The sequence below is a fragment of the Stenotrophomonas sp. YIM B13575 genome, assembly GCF_042787595.1.
GTDB classification, from domain to species: Bacteria; Pseudomonadota; Gammaproteobacteria; order Xanthomonadales; family Xanthomonadaceae; genus Stenotrophomonas; species Stenotrophomonas lactitubi_B.
Genome location: NZ_JBHZOP010000083.1, coordinates 1 through 15,912, shown reverse-complemented (window position 1 = coordinate 15,912; position 15,912 = coordinate 1). Strand labels below are relative to the sequence as shown.

The window sequence follows — 15,912 nt, the reverse complement described above, 5'->3', positions numbered from 1 at the left end:
CGCTACGTCACTTGCGTGCGAACGCCAGCAGGTCGGCGTTGAACTGGTCGGCATGGGTGAGGGTGAGGCCGTGCGGTGCGCCGGCGTACACCTTCAGTTCCGCGTTCGTGATGATCTGCGAAGACAGCTTGGCGGAGGCGTCGAACGGCACGATCTGGTCGTCATCGCCGTGCACCACCAGGGCCGGCACGTCGATCTTCTTCAGGTCTTCGGTGTAGTCCACTTCCGAGAACTCGTGGATGCAGTCGTACTGGCCCTTCACGCCGCCCAGCATGCCCTGCAGCCAGAACGAATCACGCATGCCTTCGGTGACGCTGTTGCCATCACGATTGGCGCCGAAGAACGGCGTGGCCAGGTCCTTGAAGAACTGCGAACGGTCGCCGCCGGTGCCTTTGCGGATGCCGTCGAACACCTCCAGCGGCGTGCCGGCCGGATTGCCGGCGGTCTTCAGCATCAACGGCGGCACCGCGCCGACCAGCACCACCTTGGCCACGCGCGCGCTGCCATGGCGGCCGATGTAGTGGGCCGCTTCGCCACCGCCGGTGGAATGGCCGACCAGGATCGCGTCCTTCACGTCCAGCGCATCCAGAACCGCAGCGAGGTCGTCGGCGTAGGTGTCCATGTTGTTGCCGTCCCAGGTCTGGCTGGAGCGGCCATGGCTGCGGCGATCGTGGGCGATCACGCGGTAGCCGTTCTGGCCCATGAACAGCATCTGCGGGTCCCAGGCGTCGGACGAAAGCGGCCAGCCATGGGCGAATACGACAGGCTGGCCGGTGCCCCAGTCCTTGTAGAAGATGCGGGCGCCATCATTGACGGTCACGAAATTGCTCATTGCAGGTTCCTTGGCGGAAGGGAGGGAAGACGCCTGCGGGTTCGCCGGCGCCTGCGGCAGTACAGCGCACGATGTGCCGTGTGCATTGCACGGCTGTGGCGGATTGACGGGTTCGTTGCGCTGACGCGACTCGCTCTGGCGGCAGGTCGGTGCTGATGGCAACCATGGCCATCGGACGCGCGAGGGCCAGTCATGAAGATGCCGAGGTGGGGAGTGTTGCCTGGACTGCTGTGGGCGGCTGTCGCGGCGGCGCAGACCAACGTCTACAAGTGCACCGATGGCGGGCATCCGGTCTATCAGCAGACGCCCTGCCAGGGGGAGGCGGAGTGGCGCTGGGAAGTGCCCAGTGCCGAGCCGAAGGCGCGTGGGCCGCTACCTTCGGCCGTGCAGCCTGCCCGCAGCGCAACCAGGCGGACGCCACGGCGCGGACGCGCGCAGGGTGCGCTGATATCGATCATGGCCGACCCGCAAGCCTGCGAGCGGGCGCGCGAGCAGCAGGTCAAAACGCTGGCCAAGCCGCGCAGGCTCGATTACCTGCAGCGCAGGCAGCTGGATGACGCGGTGCGCGAGGCCTGTCGTTGATCACAACGAAAAAACGGCACCCGAAGGTGCCGTTCTGGTCTACAGGCCAGGTAAGCCTCAGCGTCCGTCGCTGGCGGCGGCCGGCGCCGCGGCAGCATCCGGCTTGGGCAGGCTCAGCTCCGGGTTGCCCTGTTCGGCCTGCAGGATCTGGATCCGGCGCTGCAGCGCATCGAGCTGGCTGTTGGTGCTCTGCACGTCGGTGCTCAGGCTGACCGCTTGCTGCTGGGCCTGCTGCAGCGCTGCGCTGACCTGCGCCGACTGTGCCTGTTGCTGTTCCATTTCCTGCTGCAGGGTACGCAGGCGTTCTTCGTTGTAGGCCACCAGGCGCTCGGTGTAGCGCTTGCCGGCTTCCAGCCGGGTGGTGTCGATATAGACCTGCGCCAGCTGTTCGGACTGCTGCGCGAAGGTGCGGTAGACACGCTCGGCGTTGTCGACGGCATCGGTCTTGATCACCCGCCAGAAGTTCTTCTCCTGGAACAGGGCCACGTAGTAGGTCAGGGTATTGGCGTTGAACAGCAGGCTGGCGCCGTAGTTGCCGTTGTAGGTGGTACGCAGCTCGGTGAGCTGCTGCGCATCCATCAACTGCTTGAGTTCGTCGACGGTGTTGCGTACCACCGGTGCGGCCTTGGCCGGCTCGACGGTGGCAGTGCGATCGCCACGTGCGGCCAGCGCCGACGGCGCCACCACGATCATGGCCACGGCCAGCAGTGCTGCGCCGCGCGGATACCGGGCGAAGACGGTGCCCCCTGAAGTTTCTCGCATGTCTAGACCATCCACGGATGTAGTGTGGGTTGAGTTGAAAGTGGTTCCCCGCCGCGAGTCTAGCATGGGCGCGGACGCCGCCAACCCGCGCCCGCGCGGGTCAGAAGACCAGCTGCGCCGAGCTGCACTGGATCGACTGCATGCTGACATCGGTGCGGCCCAGTTCCAGCCCGAGCAGGCTGGCCAGGGTGTTGGTCAGCAGGGTGCCGACGCTGTTGAGCACCGGCTTGAGCGCGGCCAGTACGGGGTTCAGCAGCGCGCACAACAGTCCGCTGCAGGTCACGTTGTTGCCCGGTGTGGTTACCCCGCCGCCGTTCTGGCCATCGAGGAATCCGGCCGGGGCGGTCTGGATATAGGACGCCAGGTTGGTACGCACGCAGCCGTTGTAGTCGATCAGGTTGCCGAGCAGGCTGTCGCAGCGGTTGATCAGCAGGCCACCGACCAGCGAGCCGAGCAGGCCGTCGAGCAGGCCCAGGCCCTGGCCGGTCACGGTGGTGCGGTAGCCCGTCCACACCGAGCCATCTTCCCAGCAGGTGGTCAGGCCAAGCAGGCAGGGCTTGGGTACGCCTTTGGTAACTGTCCAGTTGCCCAACGGTGCAAGGTTGCGTGACGGATCGCCATCGCGCAGCAGCGGAATCACCTGGTCCACGTTGTAGCGCCCGCCACTGGGGAAGGCGGCCTGCAGGTAACGGTCGGCCAATGCCTTGGCGGTGTCGTTGGCGTTCATGCCCTGCTTGGGCGAACTGAGCATGCCGGACAGCACGCGCAGCAGTTCGTTGACCAGATCCGACACGGCGGTGCCGACGGCCAGCGGGTTGATCCGGGTCGAGCCGGTCTGGCCGGCGGCCAGGGTCAGGCTCTGCGTGCTGGTCAGTGCCGGCAGGGTGATCTTGTCGTTGATCAAGGGCTGCCCCAGCAGCTGCAACAGCTGCTCGTTCTGCAGGGTCGCGTCACAGACGTTGCTCTTGGAGAAACGATCGGCCGCATTGACCTTGCCGACGCAGGCACGCAGCACCGAGGAATCGACCTGGACGGTGGCCGTCGGTGGCGTCGCCCCGCACTGGATGCTGGTCAATGTTCCCATCGCATTGGCCACATCCACGTGCAGCGGCAGATGCAGCCGGGTGCCGAGCAGGTTCAGCAGCGGACCGATCGCGAACAGGCGGTCGCTGTCGACGTCCACCATCAGCCGCACCTGCGCGTTGTACGCGCGTGCGCCGACACCGCCGATGGCGATTGACGGTGGCTCCACCACGCCGGCCTTGACGTCGATGCCCAGCAGGTTCAAGCCCTGCACCTGCACGCCATTGCCATCGTTGGCGATGGAGATCGCCGCGGTGACAAGATCCAGCACGTTGACCTGCGATTCCAGCGCGCTGCCGATGGTGCCGTCCGGCGAAATCACCTGCGCGAACAGACCGCCGCCGCCGTTCTGGCTGCCCAGCAGAATATTGAGCTGGTTGATGTCCAACCGGGTGCCGACCAGGTTGGACAACGCCTGCAGCTGCACGCCGACGGCGGTGTCACGGCCAACGACAGTGGCGGTGGCATTGACCAGCTGTGCCAGCGAAATGCGGTTGATCGACAGCAGTCGGTTGAAGTCGGCCACGCTGAGGTCAGCGGTGACCGGGATGCCCAGTGCAGCCAGCAGCCCCGACGGGGTGATGGTGGCCTGCGCCAGGCCATCGTAGGACAGCACCGTTGCGTTGGTGACGTCCAGACCAACCAGGCGAAGGGTCGCCATCAACGGTGAGTTGCCATTGGTGCGCAGCAGCTGCGAGCCCACCGCGAACACCGCGGTGGGTTCCGAGCGCTTGGCCACGGCCTGCACGCGCAGGGTGGGCAGCGTTCGGTTCTGGCCGAAGAATGGCAGCACGCCGCGTTCGGCAATGACGCGCACCGCGTTGCGCGGATTGCTGGCGTCCACGCTCGGGCTGAAGTGGTCTGCCGTTCCGCGGCTGGCATTCCAGTTGCCGCACTGGATCTGCACCTGCCCACGGAAGCGGTTCTGCGCGAGTGCGCTCTGCCGGGCAGCACTGTTGTCGGTATTGCTGGCGTTGCACAGGTCCAGCCGTTGTGCGCCCGCCAGCGCGGCAAGATCGACTACCTTCTGTGCATCACGCTTGGCCCAGAACAGGAAGCCGATCTCGATCAGGCCGAGCATTGCCAGCAACGCGATCATCACCAGCATCATGGTGACCGACATGCCGCCGCGCGGGCGACTGAAGCTGATATGGCGTGCTCGGTTCATGGCAGACCTCAGCGTCCGGATCGGGAGGATCCTGCAGACTTGGCGACGTCGGTTTCGAAGAACTGCGGGATGTCGTACTGGAAGCTCTTCAGGTAACGCGCGTAGCTGGATGTGGCCTGGTCGCCGAGGATCGGCAGGCGGGCACCGGCTATCTCGCCGGAGGCCTGCAGGCGGAACAGGCTGCGTGTGGTGTCGCCGATCTGCGAGGTGTTGGGCCGCAGCTGCGTGCCGCCGAAATCAGGTTTGGCTGCAGGGACCGGCGGAGGCGGTGGAGCCTGTTCCGGCGATACGTCCACGGTGGCCAGCGGCTCGCTGTGCAGGGGCGCGGCTGCCGGTGCGGGCGCCGCACCACCCAGCATCTGTCCGGTCAACGGCTGCTGCGGCGTCTGCGCCTGCACAATCGCAGCGAAAGACAAGCCGGCAAGCATCGGCAGCAGGCAGCGGATCAGTGGCGTCGAGGTCATGGCGTGTTCCCGGTGGGATGGTCGGTGGTGCCGAAGCGTTCCAGCATCGAGGGCGGCAGTCGTGGCGGCTCGCCTTGGTCACGGCCATCGCGGCGGGGTTCGGCGGCCAGGCGCGGGCCTGCGGCGGGTGTACTGGCGGTTACCGAAGCGACCGGTCGCGTCGCAGCCGCCGCTGCAGCGGTGGCGGCTGCCTGCCGTTGCTGCAGCCGCGCGCGGATCTGCTGTGCCTGCTGCTCGACGCTGCGGCGCGTTTCCTCGCTGAAGCTGGCCTGTTGGGCCAGTCGTTCGACGGTGGCCGTGTCGCCACGCAGCAGCGCCCACAGGGCGAGATTGGCGGTGGCCTTGGCGTTGCCCGGCGACAGTTCCAGCGCCTTGGCCAGCGGCTCGCGCGCCTGTTCGAAGCGACCGGCGCGCAGCCGTGCATAGCCGAGGTCGCCCAGGTAATCGGTGTTCAGGGGATTCAGCTGGGTGGCACGTGCGAGTGCCTGCTCGCCGCCGTCGCCATCATCACGGAGGGCGGCGATCAGGCCGATGCCATGCGCGGCGGCCGCGGCCTGTGGGCCGTTGCCGAGTTCGCGGTACAACGCCAGCGCCGCATCGATCTGGCCGGTCTGGCGTAGTGCGTCGGCCTGCAGCAGGCGCAGTGCCGGGGTATCGCCGTAGCGCTGGCGGAAGGCATCCACGTGCGCCAGCGAGGCGTACCAGGCGCCCTGCAGCTGCATGCGCTGGATCAGCTCCAGATAAGCGTTGCGGCTGTCCTGCGGGGCCGGCGTCGGCTCGGCCAGGCTCGGCGCACGCAGGTACTTCGGCGTGGTGGAGCTGCAGCCGGCAGCGGCGGCAACCAAGGCAATCAACAGGCAGGCGGGGCGCAGGAAAGGCATGAAGGTCATCCCATTTTCGACAAGGTAGTGGCCAGCGCGACCAGCGCCGGTCCGGCCAGCACCAGCATCAGTGCCGGCAGCAGGGTCAGCATCATCACCACGGTCATCTTCACCGAGAGCTTGCCGACCTTTTCCTTCAACGCGTTGCGGCGCTGCTCGCGCAGGCGGATGCTGAACTGGCGCAGCGGTTCCTGCACGGCACCGCCATGCGCGTGCACCTGCAGGATCAACTGCACGAGGCTGGACAGGTCGTCGTCACCGTATACATCGCTCAGCCGCCGCAGCGACTGCGCGCGCGTGCGTCCGTGGGTGTAGGACACATTCGCTTCCTGGATTTCCCCGCCCAGTACCGGCAGTGCGTCGCGCAGCTTGTCGCCCAGTGTCTGCAGGCTCTGGTCCATGCTGAAGCCCACGCCCTGCAGCAGGCGCAGCAGGTCGATCAACAGCGGCAGTTCATTGTTTACGGCGCGGCGTCGCCGCTTGACCCATGCACTGAGCGCGAACTTCGGCAGCAGCAGGCCGGCAGCAAGCGCGCCGATCACCACCATGATCCTGGACAGCCCCGTGGCATCGCTGATCGCCAGCGCGATACCCAGCACCAGCACTGCCAGCAGCAGGCGCAGGCCCAGGTAGATGGCGGTGCCGCGGCGGGTGTTCCAGCCGGCCAGGTCCAATAGCAGGCGATCTTCACCGGCCAGCAGTGCGGCTTCCAGGCGGCCACCGCTCAGTCCACGGCCGAACTGCTCCAGCCATCCCAGCGAATCCTTGCGTGCATCGGCAGCGCCGTCTTCGTTTTCGCGCGGACGCAGCGCCGTCTTCAATGTGGCCGCGCTGCGGTCCTCGCGATGGCTGCGGACCCAGCTGCCGAGGCCCAGCAGAGCCACGCCGGCAGCAAGCACCAGCAGGGCGGCCACGAACCAGATGCTGGCGCTCATTGGATGCCTCCTGCGTGGACGGCAGTACTCATAGCGATTTGGCCAGGCGATACAGCAGGAAGGCGCCGGTCAGTTCCATGCACAGGGCGATCAACAGGATCTTGTGGCCCAGCGGATCGTGCAGCACCGGCTGGAAGAATTCGGGGCTGGAGATCGCCATCAGCACCGCGCAGGCCGGTGGCAGCAGGCCCAGTACCCAGGCCGACATGCGGGTTTCAGACGTGGTCGCGGCCAGTTCCTGCTGGGCCTGTTCGAGGTCACGCATGAAGTCGCCCATGCGCTGCAGGATCTGGTCGGCACGGCCACCGATGCGCACGCTCACCCCCATCACCACCGCCAGTACCTTCAGCACGTCCATGCGGTAGGGCTGTGCAGCCAGGTTGAGCGCGCGATCCAGGTCCATGCCGCCACGGGCATAGCGCACGGTGGTGTCGAGCAGGCCGCGCAGCGGGGCGTTGGTCTGCATCGAGGCGACCTGGAAGGCGGCCTGCAGGCTGTTGCCGAGCGCGGTCAGGCGCACCAGGTTGTCGAGGAAGTCCGGCAGCTGGTGCAGCAGCTGCGCCTGCAGCTTGCCGGTGCGGCGCATCAGCCACAGCCAGCAGCCCAGCAGGTACAGCAGCAGGGTCAGGGGGAACATCCAGGCGGTGCCCAGCCGCAGCACCGCGAATGCGGACAGGGCGATGCCCGGCAGCAGCATCAGCAGTGGCAGCTTCCAGCCCGGCGTCAGGCCGGCACGTTGCAGCTGTCCGTCCCAGGGCAGGGTGCGCCGACCCGGTGCAGGCAACGGGGCCTGCCGCGCCGCGTCGGCGGTGGTATTGGCGCCAGGGCCGGTGCCGCGCGCCAGCTGCTGCTCGGCATGCTGCAGGGAGGCCTGTCGCTGTTCGCGGCTGTTGGCCGTCCCCCACAACCACACGGCCAGCGCCAGCAGCACCGACACGATGCTCAGCACACCCAGCAGCAGGCCGGTACTCATGCTCAGAAGTCTCCGTACAGGGATTCGCGCAGCAACTGCCGGAACGGTTCCAGCTTGTGCGAATGCGGCTGGAAGCCCAGGCCGATCCAGCGATCGATTTCCTTGCCACTGCCATCGATCTGCACTTCGTGGCGGAACATCTCCTGGGTGGTGATCAGGTTGTCGCTGACGCCAGTGATTTCGGTGATCGACACCAGCACGCGGCGGCCGCTGCCCAGGCGCGAGATCTGCACGATGAAGTCGATGGCACTGGCGATCTGCCGGCGCAGGCTGTCCTCGCTGCCCTGGAAGCCGGCAAAACCGGCCAGCATCTCGATGCGGTACAGGCAGTCGCGCGGCGAGTTGGCGTGGATGGTGGCCATCGATCCGTCATGGCCGGTGTTCATCGCCTGCAGCATCTCCAGCACCTCGGCGCCACGCACCTCGCCGACCACGATGCGGTCGGGGCGCATGCGCAGGCTGTTGCGCACCAGGTCGCGGATGCTGACCGCGCCCTGGCCCTCGGCGCCACCGATGCGGCTTTCCAGGCGCACTACATGCGGGTGGTTGAGCGAGAGCTCGGCGGTGTCTTCCACGGTGATGACGCGTTCGTTGGCCGGCACATAACTGGCCAGCGCATTGAGCAGCGAGGTCTTGCCCGAGCTGGTGCCGCCGGAGACCAGGATGTTGCAGCGGCCCAGCACCATCGCCTTCAGCAGGGCCTGCATCGGTGCATCGAAGGTGCCCTTGGCCAGCAGTTCATCGGGGGTGAAGGGGTCCTTGCGGAACTTGCGGATGGACACCATCGGCCCGTCCACCGCCAACGGCGAGATGATCGCGTTGAGGCGACCGCCATTGGGCAGGCGCGCATCGACCATCGGATTGGAATCATCCAGGCGGCGGCCGAGCGGGGCGATGATGCGGCGCAGGATGCGCAGCAGGTGGGTGTCGTCGGTGAAGCGCTGTGGCGCGCGTTTGAGCTGCCCGCCCTGGGAGACATGCACATCCTTGAAGCCATTGATCAGGATGTCTTCGATGGTGGGGTCATGCAGCAGGTCATCGAGCGGGCCGAACCCGGTCAGCTCCTTGACCAGGCCTTCGGCCACCACCTGCATTTCTTCTTCGTTGATGGGGATGCGCCATTCCTGGATGAAACTGACCGTCTGCACCTCCACCCAGCGGGCGATGGTGTCCGGGGCCCAGGAATCGATGTCGATGCGCTCGTCTTCGATGCTGTTGAGCAGGTGCTCGTGCGCGGCCGACAGCACCTTCTGGTACTGCTCGGTCTGTGCGAACGGCAGGCTGCCCGGTGCATGCTCCGGCACCGTGTTGCGGGCGACAACGTGCGGGAACGGGGTCACTTTGTCTTCCATTGCGATCCACCCAGGGCAAGGGCAAGTCTTTCCCGCAGGCCATGCGTCTGGACCGGGCAGGCAGCCGGATCCAGGCGTTGCACCAGCGGGGCGAGGGCACGCAGGTACGGGTCGCGCGGCGCATCCTGCAGCAGCAGATGACCGTGGCTGGCGGCGGTGCGCACCCGTGGCCGCTCGGGCAGGGTGGCCAGCAGCGGCAGCTCGAAGCGGCGCGCGATCTGTTCGGGACTCATGCCACTGTTGTCGTCGTGGCGGTTGATCAGCAGCTGCAGCCGCTTCTCGCGATCGCGCTGGCCGGAAAGGTGCTTCAGGGCGTGGTCCAGCGACACCAGCGTGGCGATGGAGGCGTCGGCCACCAGCCAGATTTCGTCGGCCTGGTCCAGCAGCAGCGGTGGCAACTGCCGCAGCGGGCAGCCGCCGGCATCGCACAGCACGCTGGCGAACACGCTGCGCAGGCGCTGCAGCAGCGCGCCAGGATCGGACGGCGGCAGCGCGTCGCTGCCACTGGCGCGATCAAGCAGGACCAGGCCGCTGGGGTGCCGGGCCATCGCCGTGCGCGCCAGGGTGGCATCGATGCGGCTGGCATTGCGCAGCGCATCTTCGTAGTGGAAGCGGCTGTCCAGGTTGAGGTACAGGGCGAGGTCGCCGGCCGGCTGCGCCAGCTCCATCAGCAGCCCGTCCTGCACGGCCGCATCGCCCTGGGCCAGGGTGTGGGTCTGTTGTGCGAGCACCGACAGATGTGCGGCCAGGGTGCTGGTGCCGACGCCGGCGCGCACGCCCAGCAGCACGATCAGCCGGGCCTTGTGCGCCTGCTGCGCGCTTGCGGCGGGGCGCGGCGACAGGGCGCGGCGCAGGGCGGCCTCGATACCGGTGTTGTCACTGTCCAGGTCCAGCACATCGCGCAGGCCGGCGCGCAGCGCCATCACCACGCCTTCAACCTGGCCGGCGCTGGTGGCGCCCACCGCCACCAGGGTCAGTTCCGGTTGGGTCTGCTGCAGCTGCTGCGCCAGCACCGTCGATGCCGATGCATGCTCGGGGCGGAAGTCGAGCAGCACCAGGTTCTGCGGGCCACGCTGCAGGTCCTGTGCCGAGGTCGGCTCGCCGCTGTCCTGCCAATGCAATGCCGTGGCCGGCGGCAGCTTGGCAGCCAGGCGCGGCAGCAGTTCGCGGTCGATCCCGTACAGGACCAGGTTCATCGGTGGTCCTTGCGGGTGCAGCGGCAGGGCAGTGGCGTAGGGCATGGGCGTGGTACCGGAGACGTCATGTGGGTCAGCGCGAGAAACCGGGCACCGGGTCGCGGCTGATCGGGCCAAGCAGCCACGCGCCCCATTCGGGCATGTTCGGCTTGGCTTCGCGATCGCCGGGCAGCGGCAGTTCGGTATTGCGGGCAATCGGCTGTACCAACCGCGGCGTGACGATGATCACCAGTTCCTTGTCCTGGCGCTTGTAGTCGAAGTTACGGAAGAACGTACCGATGATCGGCAGGTCGCCGAGCAGCGGAATCTTGTTGACCGTCGAGGCCACGGTGGAACTGACCAGGCCACCGATGACGAAGCTCTCGCCATCGCCAAGCTCGACGGTGGTATCGGCGCGGCGGGTGGTGATCGACGGGATCTGCACGCCGTTGAGCGCGATCGCGTTGGTGTAGTCCAGGTCGCTGGCTTCCGGCGCGACCTTCAACGCAATGCGGTTCGGTGAGAGCACGGTGGGGGTGACGGTCAGGCCGATGCCGAAGGGCTTGTAGGTGACCGTGGTCGTGCCGAGCCCCTGCGGCTCCAGGATCGGCAGTTCGCCACCGGCCAGGAAGCTGGCGCTCTGCCCGGACAGCGCAACGAGGGTCGGCTCGGCCAGCACGCGCGCCATGCCGTTGGCCTGCAGCAGGTCGACGTCGGCGTTCCACAGGCCCTTGGTCGAACCAAACACCAGCCGGAACGCCGAGGAAATCGGTGATTCGCTTTCGTTGCTGGACTCGCCTTCCTTCATGCCGGGGAGAATGCCGGTGTTGCCTGGCAGCTGCCCACCGGGTCGGGCGAATCCATAAGCAAAACCACCGTTGCGGTTCTGGAAGTTGATGCCGATCTGCTTCAACGCGGTCTTGTTGAATTCGACCACCTTGACCTCGACCTGCACCACGCCGCCGCTGCTGATGGTGGAGGCGTCGGCCAGGCTGCCGTCCTTGCCCAGCGCCATCACGGCGGTCTTCTGTTCCTGCATGTGCGCCAGCACGCTGTCGCTGCTTCCCTGCAGGAGCCCTTGATGGTCCTGTTGGGTGAACACCAGCCCGTTGGAGCCGGTATCGGCGGCGCCCTGCACGGCACTCTGCACGCGCACCTGCACGCGCTGCGGTTCACTCTGCTTGCGGTGCCACAGCAGCAGGGTCGTGGTTCCCGGCGCCTTTCCGACCAGCAACGCCTGGCGTGCGCCACGCAGCATCACGATGTCAGCCACCCCGGGATCGGCGATGGCGACCCGTTCCAGGTCGGCTGGCAGCGTCCATGGCCGCTGTTCGCGGGTCTGCAGCAGCAGGTCGTCGGCAGCCACGCTCGCACCCGGTGCCAGCAGCACCAGCAGCAGGGCCAGCCAGCGCTGGCGGACAGAGGGGCGTAGGCAGTAGCGACGTTCAGTCATGTGCGCTCTCGGCAAGGGTCAAAGGGAGCCACGGGGGGCGGCGGTGTCGCCACGGATGATCTCGATGCCCGCCGGTCGCGGTGTCGAGCGGCGCTGCACCGGTGCACGCGCCGGCGTTTCGTGAGCGTTGCGCTGCACGCTGCTGCCGCGGCCAGCCAGTGCGTCGCCATCCAGGCCTGCGTAGGCGTTGTTCTCCGGCCGCTGCAGGGCCTGCTGCTGTTCGTTGTCCAGGCCGCGCACCGGGTCAAGTACGCCGCGCGCCTGCGGGAACAGCGCCAGGTCCGGCAGGCCGGTATCGGCGGGATTGCGCAGGGCCAGGAACAGCTTGCCCTGCTGCGCGCCGAGCAGCAGCCGGTTGGCATCGGCCACCGGTACCGCCAGCACCGCGGTGCGTGCCGGCTGCGTGGCATCGCTGCCGTTTCCGTTGCTGTGGCCGCTGCTGGAACCATTGGTGATATCGGCCGCGCGCGAGTCGTTGCTGGCCGTGGCCGGTGCCTCACCCTGGGCAGGGCCGGGGGCCACCGCAATGTCCTGCTGGCCGTAGCTGAGCACGCGCAGGCGCGACAGCAGCAGGCGGGTCTGTGCGATGTCCTGCTGGCCGTTGTAGCTGGTCGCGGCGCTGCGCAGGTTGAGGAAGACGTCGACGAAATCGCCGGGCAGGATGCGGTTGCCTGCCGCGACCAGCTCATCGACCGGCACCGCCAGCGCTCGTTCCCCCGGCCGCAGCTGCAGCGAGAAGCCCTGCGCGAGCAGGCTGGCGCCAATCGCGCTGCCTTCGCTGATGTCCTGCACCGGCACCTTGCCGACCACCGCGGCCAGGTCGGCCACCGCCCCCGGCACTTCGGTGGTGCGTTGTGTCAGCCGCACGCCATTGGCGCTGATCGGCTCGCCGGCAGGCAGCCGCGCGGTGGCTTCGACGACACTGAACGTCTGCGCATCGGCCGTTACGATCGTGCTCGGATTGTCCGCCGAAGCCGCAGGCTTGCGACCGATCACGAAGGCCGCCACGGCGAGCAGCACGGCGAGTGCGATCAGGGCGATGGCGGCGATGCGGGTCAACTTGAGCATGGAATTCGTCTCCTGTACCGATCGTCAGTTGCTGCCAAGGTCCAGCTGGGCGACCGCGACGCTGCGAATGGGGGCGCCCATCACCCAGCCATAGAGCGTGGCGGTGCCGGGCAGGAAGGGATGGGCGTTGTAGTCGTAGCTCACGGTCACGGTCATGCATTGCACCGTCGCCAGGCCGGCGCAGGGCGCCTGCGGCGAGACCACAATGGCACCCGCGCCGCCCGCGCTGCAGTCCGGGTTCTGCCTGGAAAACTGCAACAGCCACTGCATGGAGCGGCGGGCTGCCAGGCAGGCTGCCGTGCGCCGCTCGCCGGCGCTGCCATAGCGCAGCGACGCGCGCGCGCCCTCGGCCGAGGCCGTGGCCAGGGTCTGCTGTGCGGCCATGATCAGCACGCCGGAGAAGGTGAACAGCAACAGCGGCACCAGGCCGAGCAGCAGCATCAGCGCGAATTCGATGCTGGCCACGCCGCGTTGGCGGCGACGTGCGAACGCTTTCATGCCACGCCTCCATAAGTGGTTGCCAGTACCCAGCCAATTGCCGCGAAGGCCAGGTAGGCGGCGTAGGGAATACCCTGTCGCCCTTGCCGGGCGGCCTGCAGCTCGCGCAGGGCAGGGTGACCACTCCAATGCGTGCTGGCGCGATTGACCTGCATCTGCAGGCGCAGCGGCAGGTGACCGGCCAACTGCCGTCCGACGATCACCAGCATGGCGTGGGCGCCTGCGGCCAGGCTGGCCAGCACCCATACCGGCAGCAATGCCTTCCAGCCCAGCAGCAGGCCGAGCACGGCGAAGAACTTCACATCGCCGGCGCCCATCCAGCGCACCGCATAGAACGGCAGCAGTGCCAGCAGGCCAAGTGCCGCGCCCAGCAGGTGGGGCGCCCAGGTCGTGCGCGTTGCAGTGAACTGGTCGGCGATGATCAGTGGCACCGCGATCGCGCACGCGGCCAGCAGCCAGGTGTTGGGCACGCGGCGGGCGTACAGATCGCTGATCGCGATCCGCAGGCACACTCCCATGGCCAGCAATCCCAGCAGTGTCATCGCACACCCTCTTCGTCCGTCATTGGACAGTTGCAGACCCCCTTCATCGGCCACCGCGGTCGCCATCGAAGCGACCGCAGGTGCTGTACCCCGCGCGACGGCTAGGTGGTGGTGGCGTCGGTGGCGATGGCCTGCAGGCGGGTGAACAACGTGGTGAAGAACGCGGTGATCTGGGTTCTGCCCACCACGATCAGGATGCCGGCGATCACGGCGGCCAGCAGCCCGTACTCGAGCGCGGTCACGCCATCTTCTTCTTTCAGGAACTTGCGGATCGATGCGTTCATGACGGTTGTCTCCCTCTACCTGTCAGTTGCTGCAGGACACCTGCATGGGCGGTGGCCCGGCTCCGCCGGGACCGTCCGTAGGCCTCTGCCATCCTGGCGGAGGAGGCACGGCGGGCAATCCCGCTGTGCTCAAGCAGGGTGATCATTCCCGGGCAGGGCAGCGGCCGCGCAACCGCGACCGCACGGCACCGGGCCGGTGGTCGAAACGGTATTTCGCAGGTGCATGGTCATGCTGTCCCCCTGGGTGTGGCCGCTATCTGCGTGCCCGATCACCGTGTATTCGACTTTGCCTGAATGGCGGTTCCCTGCAACCGGAACCTATATGCAAATTCGGCAGATTCGGGGAATTGCTGAATATTCAGGCGCGGATCTGTGACGCATATCCGTTCCTGCGCAAAACGATTCATGGTCGTGCAGATAATGTGAGGTCGATCTGCGCGCATGCGAAAACCATGCCATCCGCGCGCACATTTTCTTCACGTCGTCGATAATCGGCTGGCGTCGAAACATCCTGTTTACGGCTGCGGATTATCGGGCATACTCGCATTCAAGGTATTGCATTTTCATGGATGGACGCGCGTGCCGCGCAGCGACCATCACGGCAACGGACGATGCTCTTGGAAACGGCGTGCGCCCTGTCAGGCAGTGGGGGCGGGGTCGTACAGCAGACCAAACGGGGGACGACACTGTCATGGTCGATGGTGGGGTGGAAGGCAACGACGACGGCGATCTCAGGTCGATCGACCTGGCCACGCTGAGCGGCGTGCTCCGCGTGTGCGATGTGGAACTGTTGCTGCTGGATGGCAATGGTCCGCGCGCGGCATTCGCTTCGCGCGTTCACGAGGAAGCCCTGTTCTGCAGCATCACCTGCGGCTTCCATTGCCGCGGCCGATTCATGCTGCCCCCCGACTGGGCGATGCTCGGTTACCTGCACACCACCGACGATGCATTGAGCTGGTGCCATGGCGTGCCGCTGACGCCGGGCATGGCGCTGGCCGTGATGCCTGAAGGCATCAGTGAATTCACGCTCAGCCCCGGCACGCAGATGACGCTGATGCTGGTGCCGGTCGCGCGCGTGCAGCGCAAGCTGACCGAACTGAGCCTGCGCAGCACGCCTCCGGCGGGGCAGGCACTTTCGCTGTTCAACCTCGGCGACGAGGCAATGCCCCTGGTGCGCCATTACCAGCAACTGCATGCACAGCTGGGGCAGGGCGGTGGGCTGCAGCCGGAGGAAACCGAGCGCCTGCTGCATGAGCATATCCAGGCACTGCTCGGCGCGGGCCCCGCCGATCGACCCAGCTGCAGCCGCGCCCGCCGCACGCATTACCTGATCGCGCAGCGGGCGGAGAATTTCATGCGCCTCAATCTGCGGCGCAATATCTACATGAACGAAATCTGCGACGCCGCCGGCGTCAGCGAACGTGGCCTGCGCTATGCGTTCGAGGATCTGTTCGGTACCTCGCCCAATCGCTACCTGTCGATGCTGCGGCTGTGCGCGGCCTGCCGCAGCCTGTCGATGGCCGATTCCAACCGGCGCTCGGTCAAGGCCATCGCGCTCAGTTGCGGGCTGTGGGACCTGTCGCGCTTTGCCGACAACTACCGCAAGGTATTTGGCGAACTGCCGCGCGACACCTTGATGCGCGCGCCCGCACAGCTCGGCCAACCGGCCTGAAGGTATCGGCCGGGCTGCCGCCCGGCTCCCGCAGAGGCCACAGCCGAAGCCACAGCCGAAGCCACAGCAACAGCCGGCTCTGGGTTTTCTGTGGGTTGGCGGGGCGGTGTGGGCTTGCAGGACACGCCGTAAACCCATCCATGGGGGCTCGATGGCGCCATCCATGGCGCCAACGGTCCTGCAAGCCC

At 67.1% G+C, this 15,912-nt stretch carries 16 protein-coding genes; 2 read left to right on the top strand and 14 right to left on the bottom strand.

Going from position 1 to position 15,912, the window contains the following annotated elements; genetic code table 11:
* Window positions 1–7: 7 nt before the first annotated feature.
* Window positions 8–832 (bottom strand): alpha/beta fold hydrolase, encoded by an 825-nt coding sequence (locus ACFX4F_RS14030; RefSeq protein ID WP_380656263.1) that lies wholly within the window; start codon window positions 830–832, stop codon window positions 8–10.
* Between the two features lie 192 nt (window positions 833–1,024).
* On the opposite strand from ACFX4F_RS14030, the gene ACFX4F_RS14025 reads away from it, so the two are divergent.
* Window positions 1,025–1,414: a DUF4124 domain-containing protein gene (locus ACFX4F_RS14025; RefSeq protein WP_380656260.1), complete on the top strand. Its 390-nt coding sequence runs from the start codon at window positions 1,025–1,027 to the stop codon at window positions 1,412–1,414.
* Window positions 1,415–1,471: 57 nt separating this feature from the next.
* On the opposite strand, the gene ACFX4F_RS14020 is transcribed toward ACFX4F_RS14025, so the two are convergent.
* From ACFX4F_RS14020 to ACFX4F_RS13960, 13 genes are all read right to left on the bottom strand, one after another.
* The gene (locus ACFX4F_RS14020) at window positions 1,472–2,176 is read right to left on the bottom strand and encodes a DUF2968 domain-containing protein (protein WP_088100167.1); all 705 of its coding nucleotides are present in this window, start codon (window positions 2,174–2,176) and stop codon (window positions 1,472–1,474) included.
* Window positions 2,177–2,276: 100 nt separating this feature from the next.
* Entirely contained in the window at window positions 2,277–4,427 is a 2,151-nt protein-coding gene (locus tag ACFX4F_RS14015) for a TadG family pilus assembly protein (protein WP_380656257.1), read from the bottom strand.
* An 8-nt stretch (window positions 4,428–4,435) separates the two neighbouring features.
* A complete protein-coding gene (locus tag ACFX4F_RS14010) occupies window positions 4,436–4,891 on the bottom strand; it encodes a DUF3613 domain-containing protein (protein ID WP_099818740.1) in 456 nt (151 codons plus the stop codon).
* On the bottom strand, window positions 4,888–5,772 hold the full coding sequence (locus tag ACFX4F_RS14005; RefSeq protein WP_380656266.1) for a tetratricopeptide repeat protein: 885 nt from the start codon (window positions 5,770–5,772) through the stop codon (window positions 4,888–4,890). The genes ACFX4F_RS14010 and ACFX4F_RS14005 overlap by 4 nt, the downstream gene beginning before the upstream one ends.
* Window positions 5,773–5,777: 5 nt before the next feature.
* Entirely contained in the window at window positions 5,778–6,707 is a 930-nt protein-coding gene (locus ACFX4F_RS14000) for a type II secretion system F family protein (protein ID WP_180167323.1), read from the bottom strand.
* Between the two features lie 28 nt (window positions 6,708–6,735).
* Window positions 6,736–7,680, bottom strand: a complete 945-nt coding sequence (locus tag ACFX4F_RS13995) for a type II secretion system F family protein (protein ID WP_380656253.1) — start codon at window positions 7,678–7,680, stop codon at window positions 6,736–6,738.
* Between the two features lie 2 nt (window positions 7,681–7,682).
* Entirely contained in the window at window positions 7,683–9,032 is a 1,350-nt protein-coding gene (locus ACFX4F_RS13990; RefSeq protein WP_099818737.1) for a CpaF family protein, read from the bottom strand.
* Window positions 9,017–10,273, bottom strand: coding sequence for a fimbrial protein (locus ACFX4F_RS13985; RefSeq protein ID WP_100465650.1), 1,257 nt, complete (start codon window positions 10,271–10,273; stop codon window positions 9,017–9,019). The genes ACFX4F_RS13990 and ACFX4F_RS13985 overlap by 16 nt, the downstream gene beginning before the upstream one ends.
* Window positions 10,274–10,301: 28 nt before the next feature.
* Complete coding sequence (locus ACFX4F_RS13980; RefSeq protein WP_205404392.1) at window positions 10,302–11,660, bottom strand: type II and III secretion system protein family protein; 1,359 nt, start codon at window positions 11,658–11,660, stop codon at window positions 10,302–10,304.
* Between the two features lie 18 nt (window positions 11,661–11,678).
* Complete coding sequence (gene cpaB, locus ACFX4F_RS13975; protein ID WP_380656248.1) at window positions 11,679–12,728, bottom strand: Flp pilus assembly protein CpaB; 1,050 nt, start codon at window positions 12,726–12,728, stop codon at window positions 11,679–11,681.
* A 24-nt stretch (window positions 12,729–12,752) separates the two neighbouring features.
* On the bottom strand, window positions 12,753–13,226 hold the full coding sequence (locus ACFX4F_RS13970; protein WP_089235916.1) for a TadE/TadG family type IV pilus assembly protein: 474 nt from the start codon (window positions 13,224–13,226) through the stop codon (window positions 12,753–12,755).
* Complete coding sequence (locus tag ACFX4F_RS13965) at window positions 13,223–13,768, bottom strand: prepilin peptidase (RefSeq protein WP_380656245.1); 546 nt, start codon at window positions 13,766–13,768, stop codon at window positions 13,223–13,225. Before ACFX4F_RS13965 ends, ACFX4F_RS13970 begins: the two co-directional genes overlap by 4 nt.
* 101 nt (window positions 13,769–13,869) lie before the next feature.
* A complete protein-coding gene (locus ACFX4F_RS13960) occupies window positions 13,870–14,052 on the bottom strand; it encodes a Flp family type IVb pilin (RefSeq protein WP_025878547.1) in 183 nt (60 codons plus the stop codon).
* 691 nt (window positions 14,053–14,743) lie between these two features.
* Here ACFX4F_RS13960 and ACFX4F_RS13955 point away from each other — a divergent pair.
* A complete protein-coding gene (locus ACFX4F_RS13955) occupies window positions 14,744–15,724 on the top strand; it encodes a helix-turn-helix domain-containing protein (protein ID WP_099818732.1) in 981 nt (326 codons plus the stop codon).
* The last annotated feature ends 188 nt before the right edge of the window (window positions 15,725–15,912 follow it).